The sequence below is a fragment of the bacterium genome (genome assembly GCA_004322275.1).
Classification (GTDB): Bacteria; Desulfobacterota; Deferrisomatia; order Deferrisomatales; family BM512; genus SCTA01.
In genome coordinates this window covers 40,206-61,745 of the sequence record SCTA01000001.1, presented here as the reverse complement: position 1 = coordinate 61,745, position 21,540 = coordinate 40,206, and the positions used below count along the sequence as shown (strand labels likewise).

18 protein-coding genes are annotated in these 21,540 nt (G+C 57.6%); 12 read left to right on the top strand and 6 right to left on the bottom strand.

Features of this window, described 5'->3' with window-relative positions:
• Positions 1-24: 24 nt before the first annotated feature.
• From EPN96_00200 to EPN96_00185, 4 genes are all read left to right on the top strand, one after another.
• On the top strand, positions 25-1,911 hold the full coding sequence (locus EPN96_00200; protein ID TAL18812.1) for a tetratricopeptide repeat protein: 1,887 nt from the start codon (positions 25-27) through the stop codon (positions 1,909-1,911).
• A 77-nt stretch (positions 1,912-1,988) separates the two neighbouring features.
• Positions 1,989-4,097 (top strand): tetratricopeptide repeat protein, encoded by a 2,109-nt coding sequence (locus tag EPN96_00195; GenBank protein TAL18811.1) that lies wholly within the window; start codon positions 1,989-1,991, stop codon positions 4,095-4,097.
• A 19-nt stretch (positions 4,098-4,116) separates the two neighbouring features.
• A complete protein-coding gene (locus EPN96_00190; GenBank protein TAL18810.1) occupies positions 4,117-6,300 on the top strand; it encodes a tetratricopeptide repeat protein in 2,184 nt (727 codons plus the stop codon).
• Positions 6,297-8,399: a tetratricopeptide repeat protein gene (locus EPN96_00185; protein TAL18809.1), complete on the top strand. Its 2,103-nt coding sequence runs from the start codon at positions 6,297-6,299 to the stop codon at positions 8,397-8,399. The genes EPN96_00190 and EPN96_00185 overlap by 4 nt, the downstream gene beginning before the upstream one ends.
• Positions 8,400-8,411: 12 nt before the next feature.
• Here EPN96_00185 and nspC read toward each other — a convergent pair whose 3' ends face one another.
• Genes nspC through speA form a run of 3 tightly spaced genes read right to left on the bottom strand, consistent with a single transcriptional unit; the run spans position 8,412 to position 12,719 of the window.
• Positions 8,412-9,566 (bottom strand): carboxynorspermidine decarboxylase, encoded by a 1,155-nt coding sequence (nspC, locus tag EPN96_00180; GenBank protein TAL18808.1) that lies wholly within the window; start codon positions 9,564-9,566, stop codon positions 8,412-8,414.
• Between the two features lies 1 nt (position 9,567).
• Complete coding sequence (locus tag EPN96_00175) at positions 9,568-10,770, bottom strand: saccharopine dehydrogenase family protein (GenBank protein TAL18807.1); 1,203 nt, start codon at positions 10,768-10,770, stop codon at positions 9,568-9,570.
• A gap of 11 nt (positions 10,771-10,781) precedes the next feature.
• Positions 10,782-12,719, bottom strand: a complete 1,938-nt coding sequence (gene speA, locus EPN96_00170; GenBank protein ID TAL18806.1) for a biosynthetic arginine decarboxylase — start codon at positions 12,717-12,719, stop codon at positions 10,782-10,784.
• 223 nt (positions 12,720-12,942) lie between these two features.
• Here speA and EPN96_00165 point away from each other — a divergent pair, with 223 nt between their 5' ends.
• Positions 12,943-13,128 carry a 4-oxalocrotonate tautomerase gene (locus tag EPN96_00165; GenBank protein TAL18805.1) on the top strand — a complete coding sequence of 62 codons (186 nt, stop codon included), beginning with the start codon at positions 12,943-12,945 and terminating at the stop codon, positions 13,126-13,128.
• A gap of 325 nt (positions 13,129-13,453) precedes the next feature.
• The gene (locus tag EPN96_00160) at positions 13,454-13,747 is read left to right on the top strand and encodes a zinc-binding protein (protein ID TAL18804.1); all 294 of its coding nucleotides are present in this window, start codon (positions 13,454-13,456) and stop codon (positions 13,745-13,747) included.
• A gap of 289 nt (positions 13,748-14,036) precedes the next feature.
• Here the strand turns inward: EPN96_00160 and EPN96_00155 are convergent, their stop codons facing one another.
• Together EPN96_00155 and EPN96_00150 are read right to left on the bottom strand one after the other, a co-directional pair.
• Positions 14,037-14,804, bottom strand: a complete 768-nt coding sequence (locus tag EPN96_00155) for a DUF4350 domain-containing protein (protein TAL18803.1) — start codon at positions 14,802-14,804, stop codon at positions 14,037-14,039.
• A gap of 79 nt (positions 14,805-14,883) precedes the next feature.
• Positions 14,884-15,702: a nitroreductase gene (locus EPN96_00150; GenBank protein ID TAL18802.1), complete on the bottom strand. Its 819-nt coding sequence runs from the start codon at positions 15,700-15,702 to the stop codon at positions 14,884-14,886.
• Positions 15,703-16,054: 352 nt separating this feature from the next.
• Between EPN96_00150 and EPN96_00145 the strand changes: the two genes are divergently transcribed.
• Positions 16,055-16,603 (top strand): hypothetical protein, encoded by a 549-nt coding sequence (locus tag EPN96_00145; protein ID TAL18801.1) that lies wholly within the window; start codon positions 16,055-16,057, stop codon positions 16,601-16,603.
• Positions 16,604-16,784: 181 nt separating this feature from the next.
• On the opposite strand, the gene EPN96_00140 is transcribed toward EPN96_00145, so the two are convergent.
• Entirely contained in the window at positions 16,785-17,057 is a 273-nt protein-coding gene (locus EPN96_00140; protein TAL18800.1) for a hypothetical protein, read from the bottom strand.
• Positions 17,058-17,189: 132 nt separating this feature from the next.
• Here EPN96_00140 and EPN96_00135 point away from each other — a divergent pair, with 132 nt between their 5' ends.
• From EPN96_00135 to EPN96_00115, 5 genes are all read left to right on the top strand, one after another.
• A complete protein-coding gene (locus EPN96_00135) occupies positions 17,190-17,996 on the top strand; it encodes a type 1 glutamine amidotransferase domain-containing protein (GenBank protein ID TAL18799.1) in 807 nt (268 codons plus the stop codon).
• Positions 17,989-19,029 carry an NAD(P)-dependent alcohol dehydrogenase gene (locus EPN96_00130; protein ID TAL18798.1) on the top strand — a complete coding sequence of 347 codons (1,041 nt, stop codon included), beginning with the start codon at positions 17,989-17,991 and terminating at the stop codon, positions 19,027-19,029. The genes EPN96_00135 and EPN96_00130 overlap by 8 nt, the downstream gene beginning before the upstream one ends.
• Positions 19,030-19,119: 90 nt before the next feature.
• On the top strand, positions 19,120-19,830 hold the full coding sequence (locus EPN96_00125; protein ID TAL18797.1) for a DUF3307 domain-containing protein: 711 nt from the start codon (positions 19,120-19,122) through the stop codon (positions 19,828-19,830).
• Positions 19,830-20,591 (top strand): SprT-like family protein, encoded by a 762-nt coding sequence (locus tag EPN96_00120; GenBank protein ID TAL18796.1) that lies wholly within the window; start codon positions 19,830-19,832, stop codon positions 20,589-20,591. Before EPN96_00125 ends, EPN96_00120 begins: the two co-directional genes overlap by 1 nt.
• 104 nt (positions 20,592-20,695) lie before the next feature.
• Positions 20,696-21,325 (top strand): nitroreductase family protein, encoded by a 630-nt coding sequence (locus EPN96_00115; protein TAL18795.1) that lies wholly within the window; start codon positions 20,696-20,698, stop codon positions 21,323-21,325.
• The last annotated feature ends 215 nt before the right edge of the window (positions 21,326-21,540 follow it).

Below are 21,540 nucleotides of genomic sequence, written 5' to 3'. Positions count from 1 at the left end.
ACGGCGGCCAGACATGAGACGCTTTTGAAAAAGCCCGAAGGAAATCTCCCCCTGCTTCTCGGGGCAGCCCTGCTGCTCCTGACCGCGGTCGTTTACTGGCCCGCGACGGGGTACGGCTTTTTCGCGGTGGACGATTACGAATACATCGCCGAAAACCCGCTGGTAAGCCTGGGTCTGAACTGGCAGTCCGTCGCGACCGTGTTTTCAAAACCCTTCTTCAACTACTGGATACCCGCCACGTGGATTTCCTTCATGGCCGATAGCGCTCTCTTCGGCCCGGCCGCCGGAACCTTTCACCGGACAAACGTCCTTCTCCACGCCTTGAACGGCTTTCTGCTTTTCTGGGTGATGAAAAGGATGACCGGTTCGCTCTGGAAAAGCCTGGCCGTGGCGGCAATCTTCGCGCTGCACCCCCTTCGCGTCGAATCGGTGGCGTGGATTACCTCCAGAAAGGATCTGCTTTCCGGCGCCTTTTTTTTCCTGTGCCTCCTTTCCTGGGAGCGGTACGCAAGGACAAGAAGGCCGTTATGGTATCTTCTGGCTTTTGCGTCGCTTCTCATCGGCCTTATGGCGAAGCCCGTTCTGGTAACGGTACCCTTTCTGCTCATCCTTCTGGATTACTGGCCGCTTGGAAGAGCCGGTACTTTCGCCGGACTTAAAAACCTCTTTCTGGAAAAAATCCCTTTTTTCGCGCTCTCGATAATCTTTTCGGCAATTACGCTGGCGACCCAGAGCACCAGCATCGCGCCCGCCGGGGCTATCTCGGCGCAGAGCAAACTCGCCGACGCGACCGCGTCGTATTCCCACTACCTCCAGAAATTCGTCTGGCCGCTCGGCCTCGCCTTCCTGCCGAGAACCGGAGAAGTTTCAACACCGGTAGACCTCGCTCTTCTTATTTTTGCGCTCGTCCTCGTCTCGATAACGGCGTTCGCCTGGAAGACCCGGAACTCTTCGCCTTTTATTCTCACGGGCTGGCTCTGGTACGCCGTCTCGCTCCTGCCGAACAGCGGCATAATACCCGTGGGGCTGAATTACATGGCCGACAGGTTCACCTATATCCCGCTTATCGGGGTATCGGTCGTCTTCGTCTGGGGAATTGAACAGGCGGGGGAAATAATTTTTCAAAAGCGCGAAAAGCTGGTCTTTCTCGCCTCGACGCTGCCTGTCGGGGCTCTGGCTTTTATCACCGTAGCGCAGCTTCCCCACTGGCAGAGCACTCTTGCCATGGCCGACAGGATCGAGGCCGTCTCCTCCAACGCCGCCTACGCGAACGAACTTCGCGGTTTTGAATACATAATGAGGCGAGAGTTCCAAAAGGCGAAGGAAAGCGCCGCCATCGCCCTTGCCCATAACCCCTCCAACATTCCGGCGAACTTCTGCATGGCCGAGGCGCTGATGGAACTGGGCGAAACCGGGCCAGCCGAGGCTTACCTGAAAAAGGCCCTCGCGCTTAAGCCCGACTACGCCCCCGGTCTCTACAATTACGGCCTCATTCTCGCCAATACCGGGAGACCCGGCGAGGCTGTGAGGTATTTCGAGGAGGCGCTCCGGCTCTCTCCCAAAAATTTCAACGCGAGTTTCCAGCTCGGAATCACCCTCGCCAAAATGGGACGCCCCGGCGAGGCTGTACCACGCTTCAAGGACGCGGTTGAGAGCAACCCCGGGAGCGCGGCGGCGAGATTAAATCTCGCCATGTCCGCCGCCCAGACAGGGCAAAGCGAACTCGCCGTAGAGCAGTTCAGGGCGTACCTTCTCCTCAATCCGAACGACGCGAACGCCCATTACAATCTCGGCGTACTCCTCGCGGGGACGGGGCAAAAAGCGGAGGCGTACCGGCATTTTAGCGAGGCGCGAAGGCAAAATCCCGGCGATCCCGCTACGATGGAATGGCTTTCAAGGCTTCAAAGATAGCTTTGCGCCTGTCTGCAAAAAGCCTTATTTTATAAGGTTGACTCTAAAAAATTCCTGTCCGGAACGAGGGTTCAGGTTTGAAATTTACGACCCGAAAAAGAAGCATTCCGGTAATTCTCGCCGCGGTTCTGGCTCTGGCCATCGCGGCGCTTTACCTGCCGTCAAGAAACTTTGATTTCATAGTTCTCGATGACTCGGAATACGTTTACGGAAACGAGCTGGTAAAGGGCGGATTTTCCCTTGAAGGGGTCAGAAAAGCCTTCACCGAGTCCCATCAGGATTATTGGGTTCCGCTGAACTGGCTGTCGCTCATGGCCGATTCCGAGTTTTACGGCATCGACGCGGGCGGTTTTCACCTCACTAATACGATTTTACAGGTGATTAACGGGCTTTTGCTCTTCGCCTTCCTCTACAGGGCCACGGGCTCGCCCTGGAAGAGCTTTTTCGCCGCCGCGCTGTGGGCGCTCCACCCCCTGCGCGTGGAATCGGTGGCGTGGATAACCGAAAGAAAAGACCTCCTTTCGGGGCTCTTCTTCCTCCTTTGCCTGCTCTCCTGGCTCAAATACTCGAAGGAAAAGAGCAAGGGATGGTACCTGGCCTCGCTTGCGGCGATGCTCGCGGGGCTCGCCTCAAAGCCTGTTCTCGTAATCATGCCCCTCATACTTCTCGCCGCTGACTACTGGCCCCTCGGAAGGCTCAGGGAAAACGAACGGGGCTCCGGCCTTAAAAAACTCCTGCCGGAGAAGATTCCGTTTTTCGCCCTCTCAGCGCTCTTCTCCTTCCTCACCCTCTATTTCCAGAAACGAAACATCGCCCTGCCCGAGACAACCCCGCTGTCGCAGAGGCTTTCGGAGGTGCCGGTTTCCTACGCCCACTACCTTTGGAAAACCATCTGGCCCGTAAACCTGGTCATCGAAAACAGAGCCGATACCGCCCCCTCCGTAATCCTGATTCTCACGGGAACGGCGTTGCTTCTGGCCCTGACCTTTTTGGCTTTTAAAGGGCGCATATTCTCCCCGGCCCTTGCCTCCGGCTGGTTCTGGTTTGTCGCGGCCCTTTTTCCCGTCAGCGGGATCGTGTCCGTCGGCCTCAACACTATGGCGGACCGTTTCACCTACCTTCCCCACATGGGGCTTTTTTTCGGACTCGTCTGGGGGATTGGTTCACTCCCATCTCTAAAGGGTGTTCCGGGTAAATCAGCGGCTTTTTCCGGCGCTCTTATCCTCGGGATCCTCTTCGCCTTTTCGAGTCTCCAGCTTTCCCGGTGGAAGGACGGGGTCACCCTCTTTGCCTATCATTTCGACACCACCGGGAGCGCCTTCGCCGCGAACGCGCTGGCGAACGCTTACGGCGCCGCGGGTAACGACGAGCTGAGCATCCGGTACTTTGAAGAGTCGATTAAAAAAAATCCCTTCAGCCCCTCGGTCTGGAACAACCTCGGAGTAAAGTACGAGAAAACCGGGAGATACCCCGAGGCGATAGAAGCCTTTAAAAAGTCTCTGGAACTGCGGCCGGATACGGTCGACACCCACAACTGCAACCCCTCGGTCTGGAACAATCTGGGGGTAACCTACGAAAAAGCCGGGAAATACCCCGAGGCGATCGAAGCCTTCTCTAGAGCGCTGAAACCCGGTCCGGGAGCGGGAGCGGCATACTGCCCTGGGGTCGCAGTGAGCGGCAACGTGGCTGCTATCGTGAGTCCTGAAAGAGAGCTCTCCCTGCGCCCCGAATACTTCCGCGCCTGGTACAACCTCGGCAAACTGTACAAAAGAGAGGGGCAAGACGACAAGGCGATCGAAGCCTTCCAAAAAGCGCATGAGCAAAACCCCGAAAATCCCGACGCCCCCGGGGAACTCGGGCTTTTATTCGCCAAAGCCGGAAGGATGGATGAAGCGCAAAAATATTTCGCTCTGGCGCTCGAACGAGACCCGGAAAACTTCTCCAGCAACCTCTTCATGGCGCTGGCGCTTCTCGAAGCGGGCCAAACCTCGCGCGCGGAAGGTTTTTTCAAAAAAGCGCTGGAACTGAGCCCTGGGAATCCTTCGGCTCACTACAATTACGGCGTCCTCCTCGAAAAGGAAGGGCGAAGAGCCGAGGCGGACGAGCAGTATCTCGAAGTCCAGAAACTCGACCCCGGCGGAGAATTTTCCGCGCCGGCCCGTGGCAGAATGAGCGCTAACCCTTGAACCCCAGGGATTTACCATATTGAAGGCCCTCCTTTCCTCCAAAAAATTGCCCTTTGTCCTGGCCGGCTTTCTGGCGATCGCGGTGCTTTTGGTTTACTTAAGGTCGTCCGGTTTCGATTTCATCAATCTGGACGACGCCGATTACGTGACCGACAGCTCTCTGGTAAAAAGAGGGCTCACCCTCTCCGGAGTCAGGGAGGCTTTCACCCAACTCCACCAGAAGCTGTGGGCTCCGATGACCCAGCTCACCCTGATGGCGGACTCGGAATTTTTCGGTATAAAAGCGGGAGGGTTTCACAGGACTAACGCAATCCTCCACTCGCTGAACGGACTTTTGTTTTTCCTTTTTCTGTACGGGGCGACGAAATCCCCGTGGAAGAGTTTTTTCGCCGCTGCCCTGTGGGCTCTTCACCCCATGAGAGTCGAATCCGTGGCGTGGGTAGCGGAGAGAAAGGATCTGGTTTCGGGATTCTTTTTTCTCCTTTGCCTCCTTTCGTATCTCGAATACGCGAAGAACAAGAAAATCGCCTGGTACGCCGCCTCGCTCCTCATGATGTTTCTCGGCTACGGCGCGAAACCGATTCTCGTCATAATGCCCCTCGTTCTTCTCGCCGTCGATTTCTGGCCCCTTGGAAGAATCGGCCGCGAAAATCCGAAAAAACTTCTGCTGGAAAAAGCGCCCTTTTTCGCCCTCTCGATAGTTCTTTCCCTTGCCACGGTTTTCCTGCTGAAAGCCTACATCCACCCTCTCGGAAGGGTTCCACTCGACTCTCGCGCGGTCAGCGTGGCGACTTCCTACCTCCACTACCTCTTCCGCACCGTCTGGCCCTTCGATCTCGTGATGCAGGACAGGTCAACCGCGACGAAATACACCGGGGTCTGGTTCGTTGCGGCCGTACTGGCGCTCGCCGCAATTTCCCTCGGGGCGTGGAGAGCGAGAAAGTCATCTCCCGGAGTGCTCGCGGGGTGGTTCTGGTACCTTACCGCCCTCTTCCCCGTCAGCGGGGTAGTGGCGGTCGGCCTCTACATGGTGGCCGACCATTTCACCTACCTGCCCCACATGGGCGTCGCCATCGCCGCAGTCTGGGGAATCGACGCCCTGGCGGGCGAGAACCACGGGCTTAGAAAACCTCTCGCGGCCCTTGCTCTTTTCGCCGTGGGATTTCTTTCTTACCTTTCCGTCGTCCAACTCTCCTACTGGAAGAATGGACTTACCTTTTTTAGTCACAACCTCTCGGTCACGAGGAGCGATGCGTTTTCCGAAAAGCTCCTCGGGAATTATTACCTCGTCAACGACGAGCTGGATCAGGCCGAAAAGTATCTCAAAAGCTCTCTGGAAAAACAGCCCGACGACCCCGCCACCCACCTTTTCATGGGCACGTACCTGCGGAAAAAAGAGCGCTACGTCGATGCCGTCGCCTCCTTCATGGAGATGTTGGCACTGGATCCAGAAAACCTGGAAGCCCATTACAACATCGCCTTTTGCGCGATCAAGCTCAAAAACTATAAAATGGCGCTGGACCACGCTCAAAGAGCCCTCGACATAGATCCGCAATATTCCGACGCGCTGCTTATCTTCGGCCAGGTCTTTACAAAAACGGGCCGCTTCGACGATGCTGTAGCCATTCTTGAAAGAGCGAACGGGATGGATCCGGGCAGCGCGGATTTCTATCTGGCTGAGAACGCCGAAGCAAGAGGGGATTTCCCCGAAGCGGAGCGCTTATACAAAAAAGCCCTTTCCCTGACCCCCGGCGACGTAGGCTCAAATTTCAATTACGGTCTTTTGCTGGTCAGGCTGGGCAGGGCCGCCGAGGCGCGGGAGAGGTTCGGCGAGGTGCTGCGGGCGTCTCCCACCCACCCCCAGGCTCATCTGCAGCTCGGCCTGATAAGCGCCGGAGAAGGGAACATCGAGCAAGCCCTTGCGAGTTTCAAAGAAGCGGTAAAGAAAGCCCCTGACGACCCGGCGGTGAACTTCAACCTCGCGCTCGCCGCTTCCCGCCTTGGCCGCGACGAACTGGCAAGGGAATACTATAAAAAACATCTCGCCCTTGTTCCAAACGACGCCGTTTCACACTACAATCTGGCAGCGCTCCTCATAAAAGCGGGCGACAAGGGGGAGGCGGCGCGCCATTTTGAAGAAGTCGTACGTATCGACCCTTCCGACGAGGAAGCGAGAGACTGGCTGAGGAAACTGGGCAGATGACTGATCAATCCTTAAAACAGCATAAACCCCTGCTTCTGGCGGCGCTCCTTTTTGTCGCGGTAGCCGCCCTTTACCTTCCCTCCAGAAATTATGATTACATCAACGTCGACGATGCCGAATACGTGATGGAAAACAAGGTCGTCAAGGGCGGACTGACCTGGAGCGGCGTCAAAACCGCCCTGACCGAGCCGAGAAACAATTTCTGGATGCCCATGACCTGGCTGTCCCTCATGGCGGATACCGAATTTTTCGGAGTTAATCCGGGGGCCTATCACCGCACGAACTTCATCTTGCATGCCTTGAACGCGCTTTTGCTCTTCTCGTTTCTCAACCTCGCAACCGGCTCGCCCTGGAAGAGTTTTTTTGCGGCCTCTCTCTGGGCGCTCCACCCCCTTCGGGTTGAGTCCGTCGCCTGGGTGACCGAGAGGAAGGACACCCTTTCCGGCTTTTTCTTCCTTCTCTGCCTCCTCCTTTACCTTCTTCACCGCCAGAAGGACCGATGGACATGGTATATCGCGTCGGTAGCGGCGATGTTCGCCGGGCTCGCAGCCAAACCCACAGTGGCCGTGCTCTCGGTGATTCTCGTAATAACGGATTTCTGGCCGATACGAAAATATGAAGGAGGCTTCTCGCGGAAGAATCTCCTGGCGTCACTTCGCGGGAAGATCCCCTTTTTCGTCCTTTCGGCGGTCTTTTCCGTCACGACCATGATTTCGCAGAAGGTCAGTCTCGGAGACGGTGATCCCCCCCCCTGGACCGACAATCTGACCGACGCCATAACCTCGAACCTCTATTACGTCGGCAAGACTGTCTGGCCCACCAGACTTTTTATGCTGCCGCGAGGCGACTCCTTCATCCTGACAGGCCTCTGGGTTCTTTTGGCGGCGCTTTTTCTGCTGGCGGCGACTTATTTAATCTTCAGAGCCCGCAGAATATCGTACGCAATTCCGGCAGGCTGGCTCTGGTACCTTACAGCCCTCCTCCCCGTGAGCGGAATCCTGACTCTCGGCCTGAACACGGTAGCCGACCGCTTTACATATCTTCCCGCCATGGGGCTTTCCTTCATGGCGGTATGGGGAATCGACGGAATTATCGGCGAGCGGGAAAGACTTCGCCGCGCGGCAACGTATGTGTTCGTAATCTGCCTCGTCGCCCTCACGGCCCGCGCCTCCTTTCAGCTTTCACTCTGGAAGGACAGCTATACATTTTTCAAATACACCTACGAAGAGACCGGAAGCGTTTTCGCCGAAAGAATGCTCGCCGGGGCCCTAACCAACTCAAGAAATTTTGAAGAAGCGATACGGCTCTATGAGGATTCCATAGCCAAAGATCCCGACGATCCCGAGGTCTACCGGGACCTCGGCTTTTTGTATTCCAATATGGGGAACATGAAGAAATCGGACGCCGCATTCAAAAAAGCGTCGGAACTGAACGGCAGCGACCCTTCGCTGATATACGAGGAAAACGCCCGCATCTACCTTGAAAAGAGGTTTTACCCCAACGCGGAAGAAAGCGCCCTGAAAGCACTGGAGCTGACTCCGACGAACCAGAACGCTATCCTCTACCTCGGCAGGGCGGTATCGGAAACGGGGAAATTCGAGGTGGCGGAGGAGCCCTTCAAAACTCTTTTCGAGATAAATCCGGACAGTTTCAAGGGCCGGTACGAATACGGGCAGATGCTGGCCAAAAAGGGCGACCACGCCGGAGCACTGGTCCAGTTCAGGGAAGCCGCCCGGATAGAGCCGAACGACCCCGAGGCGCATATAGGCGCTGGACTTGAGCTTGCGAGGTTAAAACAGCTTCGGGAAGCCGTGGGGGAGTTCCGGGAAGCGGTACGGCTCGACCCCGCCCATCTTAAGGGAAATTTCTACCTCGCCCTCGCCGCCTCGCAGACTGGGGAAAACAATCTCGCCATTGATCAATACAAAAAGTACCTCTTGCTCGCGCCGGAAGACAGTGTGGCCCACCTTAACCTCGGCAAGGTGTACGCCGCGACCGGAAACAGGAAGGAAGCCGCTGAACACCTCGAAGAAGCGTTGAGGCTGAACCCCGGCGACGGAGAAACGGTGGAAGAACTGAGGAAGATCAGGCAGGAGTGAAGGCTGTAAAATCTAGGAGAGGCGGTTCCTGAAATCCTCGTAGCCGAAAGTCCTTACCGTTTTCAGCTCTCCGGTGAGGGGCTCGAAGGTGCAGATGGAGGGGAGCTCGATCCCGTTGAAGGTGGTGTTCTTGACCATCGTGTAGTGCGCCTGATCCAGGAAGGCGATCCTTCCCCCGATGTGCAGGGGTTCCTCGAAAGACCAGTCGCCTATCACGTCTCCCGCGAGACACGAAGGCCCGGCCAGCCGGTAGGTGTTGGACTTTTCTCCGGGTGAAAACCCCTTGTGGAGGGGCGGGCGGTAGGGCATTTCCAGCACGTCCGGCATGTGGCAGGCGGCGGAGATGTCCAGAATTGCTATCTCCGAGACGTTCCTGACGATATCGAGCACGGTTCCCACGAGGACGCCGGTGCCAAGCGCAATCGCCTCTCCCGGCTCAAGGTAGACCTCGACCCCGTATTTCCCCCTGAAGTGTTTCACGAGCTCCACCAGCCCCTCAAGGTCGTAGCCTTCGCGGGTGATGTGGTGGCCGCCGCCGAGGTTCAGCCACTTCATCTTCGGCAGAAACTCCCCGAACTTCTCCTCGAAAACCTTCGCGGTGCGCGAAAGCGGCTCGAAAAGTTGCTCGCAGAGGGTGTGGAAGTGGAGTCCCTCGACTCCGGCGAGCGACCTTCCCTCGAACTCCTCCCTTTTTATGCCGAGGCGCGAGCAGGGAGCGCAGGGGTCGTAGATGGGCGTCGCACCCTCCGAGTGCTCGGGATTGACGCGAAGGCCGATCGAGACTCTGCCCGCCTCCGGTTCCCAGAATGGCCGGAAGCGCTCGAACTGGCCGAAGGAGTTGAAGACCAGGTGGTTGGAGGTCGAAAGGAGGCCGGGGATGTCCCTTTCGCGAAAACCGGCGGCGAAGGTATGCACCTCCCTGCCGAACTCCTCGCGCCCGAGGCGGGCCTCCCACGGCGAGCTGGCGCAAACGCCGTGAAGGGTCTTTCGTATCTCCGGAAAGACGCTCCACATGGAAAAACCCTTGAGCGCGAGGAGAATCTTCGCGCCGCTCCTCTTCTGGACGGAGTCCAGCGTTTCGAGGTTATCGCGCAGCTTGCCCATGTCCACGACGTAGGCCGGGGACGGGGCCAGCTCCATGATCCTCTCGACGTTTATCTCCGACAAATCAAAGCTCCGGCAGGTCTTTCGGGAATATCTCCACCCAGGGCAGGCCGTATTCGCCGAGCGTCTTGAGGAAAGGATCGGGGTCGAACTGCTCCATGTTGAAGACGCCGTGGCCGCGCCATTTGCCGGTAGCCATCATTATCGCGCCGACCACGGCGGGAACGCCGGTGGTGTAGCTTATCGCCTGCGAATTGGTCTCCTTGAAAGCTTCTTCGTGGTCGCAGATCTGGTAGACGTAGACCATCTTTTCCCTGTCGTCCTTCACTCCCCTGCCGACGACGCCTATACAGGTGCGCCCCTTCGTAAGCGCTCCGAGACTTCCCGGATCGGGAAGGACGGCCTTGAGGAACTGGAGGGGGACGATCTTCACGCCGTTGTATTCGACCTCGTCGATGCGGGTCATCCCGACGTTCTGAAGCACTTCGAGGTGTTTCAGGTAATTGTCGGAAAAGGTCATCCAGAACTGGGCCTTTTTAATCGAGGGGAAGTGCTTTACAAGCGACTCCATCTCCTCGTGATACATCTTGTAGATGTTCATTGGGCCGATGGCTTCGGGAAAATCGAAGACGCGCTTCGTCTTCAGCGCCCCGGTCTCCACCCATTTGCCGTTTTCCCAGTGGCGGCAGGGGGCGGTGACCTCGCGGATGTTTATCTCGGGGTTGAAGTTGGTAGCGAAGGGCTGGCCGTGGCTCCCCGCGTTGGCGTCGATTATGTCAATCTCCCGCAGCTCGTCGAAGTGGTGTTTGACGAGGCGGGCGGTAAAGACGTTGGTCACGCCGGGGTCGAAACCGCTTCCGAGCAGGGCCATCAGCCCCTTCTCGCGGAACCTTTCCTGATAGGCCCACTGCCAGCTGTACTCGAATCTGGCGGCGTCGAGAGGCTCGTAGTTGGCCGTGTCGAGGTAATCGACTCCGGCGTTCAGGCAGGCGTCCATGATCGTCAGGTCCTGATAGGGAAGGGCGACGTTTATCACTATGGCGGGCTTCTCGGCGATCAGAAGCGCCGTAAGCTCGGGGACGTTGTCGGCGTCCACCTGCGCGGTCTTTATGGGATATTTAATCTCAGCGGCTATCGCGTCGCACTTGGACTTTGTGCGGGAAGCCAAGGTGATTTCGCCGAAAATGCCCGCTTCGGCGGCCTGAGCGCACTTGTGCGCGACGACCCTCCCCACTCCGCCCGCCCCTATTATCAGAACCTTCTTCATATCGATATCCTCTAACTCTCGTCCGATTCGTAATAAGTATAGCCCCTCATCCCTGCGTTGAAAGCGCTGGTGACCGCCCTTCGCTGCTGGCCGGTGATGATTCCCTCGCGCACGGCCTTCTCCGCCTTTTCGCGGAAGCGGTTCATCAGCTCCTTGGTGTCGTACTCCACGTAAGAGAGAACGTCCTCAACCGAATCGCCCTCCAGCTCGCGCACGTACTCTATCTCGCCGTTTTCGCCCACCCGTATGGAGGCGACGTTGGTGTCTCCGAGAAGGTTGTGCAGGTCGCCCAGCGTCTCCTGATAAGCGCCCACCAGAAAGACGCCGACGAGGTAGTCCTCCCCGTCCTTGAGCTCGTGAAGGGGAAGGGTCCGCGCAACGTCCTGAAGGTCGATGAAGCGGTCTATCTTGCCGTCGCAGTCACAGGTGATGTCGGAGATTATGGCGTTCCTCGTAGGGGCTTCCGCCAGGCGGTGAATCGGCATCACCGGGAGAATCTGGTTTATCGCCCAGACGTCGGGCAGCGACTGGAAGACGCTGAGGTTTCCGTAATAGACGTCGCTCATCGCCTCGTCCAGACCCTCGAAATCGTCCGGCACGTAGCGCATCCCCTCCAGTATCCGCTGTATCTTCTGCATCGCGTACCAGAAGATGCGCTCGACGAGGGCGCGCTCGCGTATGCCTATGTCGCCGCGCTTGAAGAGGTCTCTCGCCTCGTCGCGGTAGTAGATGGCGTCGTGGTAGATCTCCTGAAGGTTCTTTTCCCTAAGGTTGGAGGCCGCCTCGTGGATGTTGGCCGTGACGGTAGAGGGCTCTTCGGAGAGCGGAGGAAGGGTGTCGTCTCCGGCGAACCGGCTTGCGTCCAGAATGTTGAAGACCAGCACCGAGTAGTAGGCGACGGTGGCCCTTCCCGATTCGGTGACTATAATCGGGTGGGGCGTGTCGGTTTCACCGAGGGTCTCCATCACCACTTCGATTACGTCGCGGCAGTATTCGTCAATCGTATAGTTGCAGCTCGATGCGAAATTGGTGTGGGAGCCGTCGTAATCCACCGCCAGGCCGCCGCCGAGGTCGAGCATGCCCATCGGCGCTCCCTCCTCGATGAGGCCGGTGTAGACGCGGCACGCCTCCACCAGGCCGTTTCGTATCTGGCGGATGTTGGGTATCTGCGAGCCGATGTGGTAGTGGAGGAGTTTGAGGCAGTCGAGCATCCCCTCCTTCTTGAGGATGTCTACGACCTCCACTATCTGCGAGGAGTTAAGGCCGAAGACCGACCTGTCGCCGCCCGATTCCTTCCAGAGGCCGCTCGCCGTGGAGGAGAGCTTCATGCGCACGCCCAGCACCGGCCGCACCTTCATCTCCCGCGAGAGGCTGATGATGAGGGGAAGCTCGTTCAGGGTCTCTATGACGCAGACGCAGTTAAGATTTATCATGCGGGCGTAGAGGGCGAGCCGGATGAACATCTCGTCCTTGTAGCCGTTGCAGATGAGAAGCGCCTCGGGGTCGTCGAGGTAAGCCATCGCCGCAATAAGCTCGGCCTTGCTCCCGGCCTCCAAGCCGTGGTGGTAGCGCTTGCCGAAGGTGGTTATCTCCTCGACCACCTGCTGCTGCTGGTTGACCTTAATGGGGAAAACGCCCCTAAATTCGCCCTTGTAGCCGTAATTCTTTATCGCTTCGTTAAAGCTGTCGTTGAGGAGGATTATCCGCGAAGCAAGGATGTCCTCGAAGCGAAGGAGCACCGGCAGGTCCCTGCCGCGTTCCCTAAGCCCGCGCACCACGTCAAGAAGGCTTGCGCAGGAGTGCGCGCGGGTCGAATCGGGGCAGACGCAGACCTCTCCCTTTTCATCTATCTTGAAATATCCGGAGCCCCAGTTCTCGACGCCGTAAAGCTCGCGGGCGTTCTCTACGGTCCACTTTTCATGGAGCTTTTCAAGTGCGGTAAGTCTCATCAATTTCCTCGCCGGCAATACTCGGGTAAAAATACCTGAATGCTAAATTATAACAGGGGTGGTTTAGTACTATCGCGTCAAATTCGTGTCAACTTCAAAAAAAATTTCTCTCTGAAACCTTCCGCCTTTGCGCGGCATTCCCGGAAGTATTTCATTTCCGTTTCAAATAAACTATAACCATTCGCAGGAACCGCAAACGCGAAACGAAAAGGGAGAAAAGAAAATGCCCATAATAACCGTGGAAGGACCGGCTATAGGAGATCTGTCGGTAAAGAGATTCCTCGCCGAAGGGCTGACGGAGGTGGCTGCTAAAGCCTATGGAATGCCCAAGGATAAGATAATCATTCAGATCAGGGAGAGCATGCCCGAAAACGTTGCCGTAGGAGGCCAACTTATCTGCGACAGATAGAATTTTGCTACCCCTGCGCGGTGAAACAAGTTTCGCCAGCAGGGGCCGGGTATTTTTTTGGGTCTTCCGGGGGTGTTCGCCGAAAACCCCGCAGCCGCCGTGACCAGTGCATAACTACCCGTTATTGTTTGTCTTTTTTCGCCACTTCAATCCTCCGGAAGTATCGGGACATTAAAAGAGCAACTCTTCAATATTAAATTGGTTCAAAAAGTGTTGTTTTTACAGTCTGTTGTGATATGCTCCTGCCGATTCAACCCGTGGTTTATGCTAAATAAACCGCAAAACTCCAGAAAAGGACCCATAAGGGGAAAAAGAGGAATCAACGATGTATCAGGACAAGCCAATCAACTGCAGGGATTGTGGACAGGAATTCATTTTCACGGCCGGCGAACAGGAGTTCTACGCCGCGAAGGGCTTCGGCAATGAGCCGACCAGATGCAAGGTTTGCAGGGATTCGCGCAAGGGCGCAAAACCCCGCCGTGGCGACGACACCCGTCCCCGCAGACAGACCTTCCCCGCGGTATGCGACGAATGCGGCGTATCCACGGAGGTTCCGTTCCAGCCCAGCCAGGATAAACCGGTTTACTGCAAGGAATGCTTTAACCGCCGCCGCGGCTAAGGTCTCTTTGAAGAACCCGCGAGGCTTGCCGCGCGGGATAATTTAACGTTTCGGCCATAAACGGGGCCTGAAGGTTCAACCCTTCGGCCCCGTCAGTTTAGCGAAAAGTTTGTTTCTCGCCGGTTCTCCGGCTGACTTTCTTTTTCCCCTGGGGCTAGAAACTTAAAATCCAGGACGATTCTTTCGGATTTCGCCCCCATTTCGGGGCGGCCCGGGTTTCCCTGGAATTCTTTTTGCCGTAAATGAAAAAGCCTCCCGCAGCGGAGGCTTTTTTTTGCCCGGAGGGTGTCTAGAGGGCTTTCGGGGGCGACAGCCAGAGTGCGAGGTTTTTCGCCAGCTTCGAGTTGTCCGGGTCCATGAAACGGTTCTGGAAGATGGCGTCGTCTCCGAAGATCGCGTAGCGCCCCTTCCCTTTCGTCCCGGCGAATACCATCGTAAAGGCGCGATATGCCTCGTTTGCGTCCCTCACCTGATTGTTGTTTATGTCAAGCCACGCATTTTTAGAGGTAGTGGCGACGGGCGTCAGTGAGCTTTTGCTGGAAGGGAAAAGGCCCCAGCCGCCGTAAAGCCCAAACCCCTTCAACCCCTCGGTGAGCGGATGGCCGTTAAAAACCGCGACCCGAAAGTCTATGGGGCTGTCGTTTATGTTTCCCTGTGTCTCCTTCACCGGGGCGGTGAAGGACGCAATCCCCAGTTCCTTGAGGAGCACCCCGTAAGTGGGCGCTATGTGGATCATCATCGACATGGCGCCCCCACGCTCGATAAATCCGAGTATTTCCTTCCTCTCGTCGTTGTCGTAGGGTACGAAGAGCCCCGAGGTCACGAAGGCGTCGACGCCCGAAAGGTCTTTCGGGGTGACCTTCCCTGTCAGAGCCCTGACCTCGAACCCCTCGTCCCTGAAAACCCTGGCGAGCTTCGAGAGATCGAGCGCGCCTTCCTTTTCTATCAGGAACTGCTGCCCGTGGCCCTGATCTATGAGCAGAACCGGCTTGCCCGCGAGAGACTGCGCGGGCAAAGCGAGAAAAACCGCGATGAAAAATACGTAAAGAGATCTCATCTTGCTCCTCCTTGTAAAGGGAGAGTCCAATCTATACCATTTTGGTTTTAATTACAACTCCCGCCTCTCTCTACGCCTTTTACAGTTTCGGCCTCGCTATCTCGACCTCGTCGCGCTGGACTCCGCGCCGAAAACGTATCGCCGGATAGCCGAAAAGCATCGCATAGGAGAGATGCCGGTCTTCGCCGATTCCGATCAGCCCGGCCAGTTCAGGCAAAAGCTTGAAGACATGCATCACAAACCCTACCCACAGCGTTCCGAGGCCCGCCGAGTTCGCCATAAGCTCGAAGTACGAAAGGGCGATGACGCCGTCCTCGTGAGGCGTGGAGGCTGTCTTGCCGGAGGAGGCGAGAAGGAGGTGCGGAGCGTCCCGGAAGATTACGTCCCGGCCCGAGCGCCAGCTTTCCGCCATCGCCTTCAGGTAGCGCTGCTTTTCGGGCAAAAGCCCTTTGGCGTCAAGCTCCTCTATCTTTTCGTAGGCGGCCTTCTTGAAATTTTCGAGGGAATCTCCCTCCAGCACGGTAAAGCGGAGCTTTCGGGAATTCGTCCCGGTCGGAGCGTTGGCGGTTATGTGAAGGAGGTTGTCCACCACGGCGGCGGATACGCACTCCTTTTTGTAATATCGCACGCTCCTTCTGAAACGGATCAGAGCTTCCACCGCTTCGGGGGAGGGCAGATTTTCCGGCGAGACGCTCTTCGCGGCGCTCTTTCCCTCTATCGAGATCGCGCCCTCGGGGCAGAGGGCGAAACACTGCTGGCAGGCCGCGCAGCGGCCGCCCCTTGCGGGCGAAGACTCGGGGTATCCCTCTTCTCCGGCCTCTATCGCCGACCACGGGCAAATCTTCAGGCACAAATAACACTTGGTGCAAAGTTTTCTGTCGGCTGCGAACCTTTCCATTTCTCTCTCCTGAGACTCATTAGCTCAATCCGGAACTTTACCAGACACTCTTATACTTTCAAAAACCTGATTTCTCATGGCCTTGACAGGAAATTTAACTTGACCTGACTTGGCAATTACTATAAAAGCCCTTACCCTTTTAAAGAGATTGTGTAAAAACTGCTGCGAGCCCCTTTTACGGCGTCGCGTGCTCGCTCAGGGACTCGCCGTAGCGCTGCTACTGTCTCGCCCCTCGCTGCGCGTCTCCTTGTAAACGGGTCTCTCGCGACGTTTTTAACAACCTCTTAACTTCTTATGAGAGAAGATATCAAAGATATTCGTTGCGGGAAATCCCGCACGGAAAGGAAAATAGATGAAGCCACAGGAAGTCACCCTTTACAGCGGCGGCGCCAGAGGCACCGAGACGGCGTTCGGTGAAGCCGCCGAAGCTTACGGCGTCGCCGAAGTCAATTTTACCTTCGACGGACACCACATCAAGCGCTCAAAGAACGCCCGCCTCCTCTCCGAGACCGAGCTTGAGAAGAGCGACGTCATGATGGAAGAGGTCGGCAAGCGCCTCCTGCGCGATTATTCCAAAAGCCCCTGGATGCGCAAAATCCTCCAGTCCATCTGGTATCAGGTGAACAACGGTCTCCAGATCTTCATCGTCGGCGCCATTCAGGCCGACGGCACCGTCAAGGGCGGCACCGGCTGGGCAGCCGAACTCGGCAAAATGTTCAACCGCCCCCTTCACGTCTTCGATCAGGAGCGCGGCGACTGGTACGTCTGGCGCGGCGATTCCTGGGTTCACGAACTCCCCGTCATCCGCCACAAGACCTTCTGCGGAACCGGCACGAGAAACCTGAACGCCGCCGGAGAGGCCGCGATCAAGGATCTGTTCAAGCGCTCTTTCGGCAAGTAAAAACTATTACGCGCCCCGGATGCGGCGTCGCGTGCTCGCTCGCCGCTCGCCGTATTGACGCATACTGTCTCGCGCCTCGCTCCGCGTCTCCTTGCCTCCAGGCCGCTCACTACGTTTTTAAGTTTTTTAATCCATTAAAAGGGCCGCCCCTCAAAAGGCGGCCTTTTTGCTTTTTTAAAACTTACTTCTTCCCCCGTATCGCGGTGAGGTAGTCGATAATCGTCTCGACGTCGCTGTCGCTCAAGCGGTCAGGCTCTTTGGACTGCATCCGCTTTACGGTCTCCGTCCAGCCCGCCCTGTCCTTGTTCTTGGAAAGCGGTCTTTCCATGCTGTGACAAAAATTGCACTTCTTCTCAAAGAGCGCCTTCGCCGCAGACAAATCCTCGCCCGCGAATGAGAGACCGGAAAGGGTAAAAACCGTAAACATCGCCGGGAAAATTATTTTTCTAAACATCCTCAAAGCTCCTTTCAATGGGACTCTTTATTCAGATAATACGGCAAGCTCCTCAAATTGCCATCCGTCCCTCCCGTATTAAACTGGAGTTGAAAGCCCGGGTAACGAAAAGCGGGGAAAGGAGGACGGCTAATGGGGAGCAAGGGTACGGTGCTCATCGCGGCCTCCGGCGCAAAAGCGCTGGAGCTTTCCGGCGGCCGAACGGTCCCCACGGGATTTTACCTGGACGAGCTGTCTGTTCCCGCCCTCACCCTCATCGATGCGGGCTACGAAATCGCCTTGGCGACGCCAAACGGCGTCGCGCCCGCCATGGACGCGCGCTCGGAAAAAGTCTCCCGCTTCGGCGGTGACCCGGAAAAACTTCGCCGGGCGCTCGCTTTCGTCCGCGCCCACCCTTCCGTGCTAAAGCCCCTCGGATTCGGCGAGGCCGCCTCGGGCCGGCTTGAAAGCTTCGCGGCCCTCTTCATACCCGGCGGCCACGGGCCGATGGCCGACCTCATGACGGACCCGGAACTGGGTAAGATACTCCGCCATTTCCACGAGACCGGCAAGCCCACCGCCTCCCTCTGTCACGGCCCCGTCGCGCTGCTCGCCGCGCTGAAGCGCGCCGCTGATTACCGCAGGGCCCTCGCCTCGGGCGACGCCGAAGCGGCGAAGAAAGCCTCCTCCGGCTGGCAGTACGCGGATTACCGGATGACTGTCTACTCCACCGAAGAGGAAAAATCCGTCGAAAAAAACGTCTTTGGGGGGCGACTGCCCTTTTACGCCGCCGACGCCCTTTCGGGCGCGGGCGGCCTTGTCGAAAACGGACCGCCGAGAAAGCCTTTCACGGTTCGCGACCGGGAACTTATAACCGGCCAGAATCCGGCCTCCGGCCAGGCGCTGGCCGACGCGCTTCTGGGCGCTCTTCGCGGGAAAGAAGGAGCCGTCCATGCTTAAAACTCCCGCCTGCGCAGCCCTTTCCCCAAAGTCGCCGCTCGCCCCCTTTTCAATCAACAGGCGCGAGCCCGGCCCGCACGACGTTCTGATCGACATCCGCTACTGCGGGGTATGCCACTCCGACATCCACCAGGTTCGCAACGAGTGGGGCGGCTCTCTCTACCCGATGGTGCCCGGCCACGAAATTTCCGGGGTTGTGGCCGCAGTCGGCGGCAAGGTCAGGAAGTTCAGCCCGGGCGACTCCGCCGGGGTGGGCCCCATGACCGGTTCGTGCCGAAGGTGCGGGGCGTGCAAAGAGGGGGAGGAGCAGTTCTGCGAGGAGGGGATGATCGCCACCTACAACGGCTACGAGAGCGACGGAAAAATTCCCTCCTACGGCGGCTATTCAACCCGGATAACGGTAAACGAGGATTACGTCCTCAAAATCCCGGCCGGGATGGAACTTGAGAGGGCGGCCCCCCTGATGTGCGCCGGTATCACCACCTACTCGCCGCTTAGACGCTTCGACGCCGGTCCCGGCGTCGAGGTGGCCGTGGCGGGGTTTGGCGGCCTCGGTCACATGGCCGTCAAGTTCGCTCTCGCCATGGGGGCGAAGGTTAGCGTCCTTAGTCATACCCCCGGAAAGCGTACCGACGCGCGCCGGCTCGGCGCGAAAACCTTTATCGACACCCGCGAGGGCGCTTTTCACAAGTACGTCCGGCGTTTCGACCTGATAATCGACACGATTCCCGTACTCCACAACTACAACGCCTACCTCGAGCTGCTTCGCCGCGACGGCACGATGGTGGTGACAGGGTCGCCCGACCCCTCCCCCGTTTCCCCCGATACGCTCATCATGCAGCGGCGGAGCCTCGCCGGTACGCTGGTGGGCGGAATACGGGAGACCCGGGAGATGCTGGATTTTTGCGCCCTGCACGGTCTGGCGGCGGATGTGGAGGTAATCTCCGCCCAAAAGATAAACGAGGCTTTCGAGCGAATCATAGCCTGCGACATCCGCTTCCGTTTCGCCGTCGACCTCTCCACCCTGAAATAGCTGCGCGGGCTTTTCGTCAAACCGCCTTCAAAAATCGGGCGTCCTGTGGAATAATGTTACCGGTCACGCTTTTCGGCCCGGCCTGCCGTCATGGAGCCGCGCCGGTTCTTTACAGCCGCCGAGGATCGAATCGGGATGATGCAGGTCTTGGTAGTGCTCCTATGCGCCCACATGACGGCCGATTTTCTCTTGCAGTCGAACTGGATGGCGCAAAACAAGTCCAGGACTATTCCCCTGCTTTCCCATTCCTTCACGCATTTTTTGACCTCGTGGGTTTTTCTGTGGGATTTGTCCCTCTGGCCGCTCTGCCTCTTCATAGGGGGAGTACATACCCTTCTTGACTTCACAAAACAGAAAATCGGCCCTTCCTGGAAGCCTTTCGCCGCCGATCAGGCGCTCCACATCGTCTCGATAGCGGCTGCAACGTGGCTGTTCGGAAGATTCGGCTTTCTTGACGCCTATGAGATCGCTCCGCTCTTTTACAAAGCCCAGGTTTTCGTCTCGGGAATCTCCGTCACAACCCTCGGAATCTTCTACTTCCTCTTCAAGTTCTCCCCGGAATTCCCCTTCGACAAAAAAAGGGCCGGGGCCGAGAAAACGCTCAGGGGGATTTTATTCGTATTCGTGGCGCTGCTCCATTTCTCGTGGTTTTTTCTGCCCGCCGCCCTGCCTGCGGCTTTGGCCCACCTGCTTTTCTCGTTAAAGGATAAAGCCCCCTTGCGGACCTTCATCTCTATCTTCGGCACCGTCGTTACAGGCCTTCTCGCCCTCTGGGCGCTGAACCTTCTTCCGGCCCGCTGATGCGTCTGTTCTCAAGCGCCTTCGAGGAGCTCTCGAAGGCTATCTTCTCGCGCCCGCCCCACCGCAACGCCCAAAGGGAAGCTAGGGCCAGACTCCTGAGGCTCTCCGCCACCATCCGGGAGGGTAACTTTACCTCGCTTTTTGCCGAAGAACTGCAGCTCGTCTTTACGGTGCTCGACGAGCGGTTTTTCGGCGGTTCGCTCTCGAAGGCCACCGCCGGGCGCCTCACCTTCCGCCTCTCGGAGAGGATGACCAGCTCGGGGGGGATGCTTCGGAGAAAAAAGGGAAGGCGCAAATGGGAGAGCGACACCTTCGAGATCGTAATCTCCTCCCACCTTCTCTTTTTGAATTTCAGGGAGGGCGAGCAAAGGGAGGTCAACGGGGTTCCCTGCAGGGACAGGCTCGACGGACTTTTGCGGATTATGGAGCATGAGATGCTGCACCTCGCCGAAACCCTCCTTCGCGGCAAGTCAAGCTGCCGGGGGAGATGGTTCCGGGAAGCGGCCCTTCGGCTTTTCGGCCACGTCGAGACGACCCACCGGCTGACCACCGCACGCGGGCTGGCGCACATGAAAAGCGGCCTTCGGATCGGCGAAACGGTCTCTTTCAGATATAAAGGGCAGCCTTTTTCCGGCAGGCTTAACCGGATAACGAAGAGGGCCACGATTCTGGTGGAAGCGCCGGAAGGCGTCCTCTATTCCGACGGCAGGAAATACAGAAAATTCTACGTGCCGCTGGGCGGCCTCTCCTCCTCCCCCTGACTTCAGAAAACATTTTTTGCCCGCTCTCCTTCCGGAGAGGTTTTTCGGGGTGTAGATTTCTTTTACGACGCCGTGGTTAAACCAGACATTCAGGAGCGAAGGACATGGACTGCAGGGATATCTTTGAAGGCCGCAGGGCCGTCAACTTTTTCGACCCGAACCGCCCCGTCCCGGAAGAGACCTTGAAGCAGATGATTCTACTCGCCTCCAAGGCCCCTTCGAGTTTCAACCTCCAGCCCTGGAACCTTATCGTCCTCAAGGACCCGGAAAAGAAGATGCGGCTCAGGAAGGTCGCCTGGGACCAGCCGAAGGTTTCCGAGGCTCCGGTGGTTTTCATCGTGCTGGGGGACAAGGAAGGGTGGAAGGCCGGGCACCCCACCGCCGAGAAGGTCTTCAACAACATGGTCACGGTGGGGGGACTGGTGGAGGCCCAGCACGACTGGTTCATGGAGGCCTGCAAATCCATCTACGGCGACAGCCCGGACGCCTCGCTCGCCTTCGCCTGCAAGAACGCGGGTCTTTTCGCCATGAGCCTCATGTACGCCGGTAAATGCCTCGGCCTCGAAACCCACCCGATGGACGGCATCGACCGCGAGGGGATACGCAGGGAGTTCAACATCCCCGGCAGGTTCTGGATACCGCTCATCATGGCCGTCGGCTATTTCGCGCCGGACAAGACCCTTATGCCGCCGAAGTGGAGGAAGGGTATCGAGGAGATAGTAGTAGAGTTTTAATCGGGGAGGCTGCTCAAAAAACTGCTGCGAGCCCCGCCTTCTTAGTCGCGTGCTCTCTCAAAGCTCGCCTAACACCCGGTTATGTCTCGCTTCTCGTTGCGCGTCTCCTTGAATCCGGGGCTTCTCGCGACGTTTTCAACAGCCTCCCGGTGACTTCAGGCTCGTTGACCGCGACGGTCTCAAAATGCTAGCGTGTGAAATAGCAGGAAACGAAA

What these genes read in the sequence shown, in the direction of transcription:
- EPN96_00185 (TAL18809.1), top strand. Translation starts at nt 6,297, where the DNA reads ATGACTGATCAATCCTTAAAACAGCATAAACCCCTGCTTCTGGCGGCG.
- EPN96_00175 (TAL18807.1), bottom strand. Translation starts at nt 10,770, where the DNA reads ATGAAGAAGGTTCTGATAATAGGGGCGGGCGGAGTGGGGAGGGTCGTC.
- speA (TAL18806.1), bottom strand. Translation starts at nt 12,719, where the DNA reads ATGAGACTTACCGCACTTGAAAAGCTCCATGAAAAGTGGACCGTAGAG.
- EPN96_00165 (TAL18805.1), top strand. Translation starts at nt 12,943, where the DNA reads ATGCCCATAATAACCGTGGAAGGACCGGCTATAGGAGATCTGTCGGTA.
- EPN96_00160 (TAL18804.1), top strand. Translation starts at nt 13,454, where the DNA reads ATGTATCAGGACAAGCCAATCAACTGCAGGGATTGTGGACAGGAATTC.
- EPN96_00155 (TAL18803.1), bottom strand. Translation starts at nt 14,804, where the DNA reads ATGAGATCTCTTTACGTATTTTTCATCGCGGTTTTTCTCGCTTTGCCC.
- EPN96_00150 (TAL18802.1), bottom strand. Translation starts at nt 15,702, where the DNA reads ATGGAAAGGTTCGCAGCCGACAGAAAACTTTGCACCAAGTGTTATTTG.
- EPN96_00145 (TAL18801.1), top strand. Translation starts at nt 16,055, where the DNA reads ATGAAGCCACAGGAAGTCACCCTTTACAGCGGCGGCGCCAGAGGCACC.
- EPN96_00140 (TAL18800.1), bottom strand. Translation starts at nt 17,057, where the DNA reads ATGTTTAGAAAAATAATTTTCCCGGCGATGTTTACGGTTTTTACCCTT.
- EPN96_00135 (TAL18799.1), top strand. Translation starts at nt 17,190, where the DNA reads ATGGGGAGCAAGGGTACGGTGCTCATCGCGGCCTCCGGCGCAAAAGCG.
- EPN96_00130 (TAL18798.1), top strand. Translation starts at nt 17,989, where the DNA reads ATGCTTAAAACTCCCGCCTGCGCAGCCCTTTCCCCAAAGTCGCCGCTC.
- EPN96_00125 (TAL18797.1), top strand. Translation starts at nt 19,120, where the DNA reads ATGGAGCCGCGCCGGTTCTTTACAGCCGCCGAGGATCGAATCGGGATG.
- EPN96_00120 (TAL18796.1), top strand. Translation starts at nt 19,830, where the DNA reads ATGCGTCTGTTCTCAAGCGCCTTCGAGGAGCTCTCGAAGGCTATCTTC.
- EPN96_00115 (TAL18795.1), top strand. Translation starts at nt 20,696, where the DNA reads ATGGACTGCAGGGATATCTTTGAAGGCCGCAGGGCCGTCAACTTTTTC.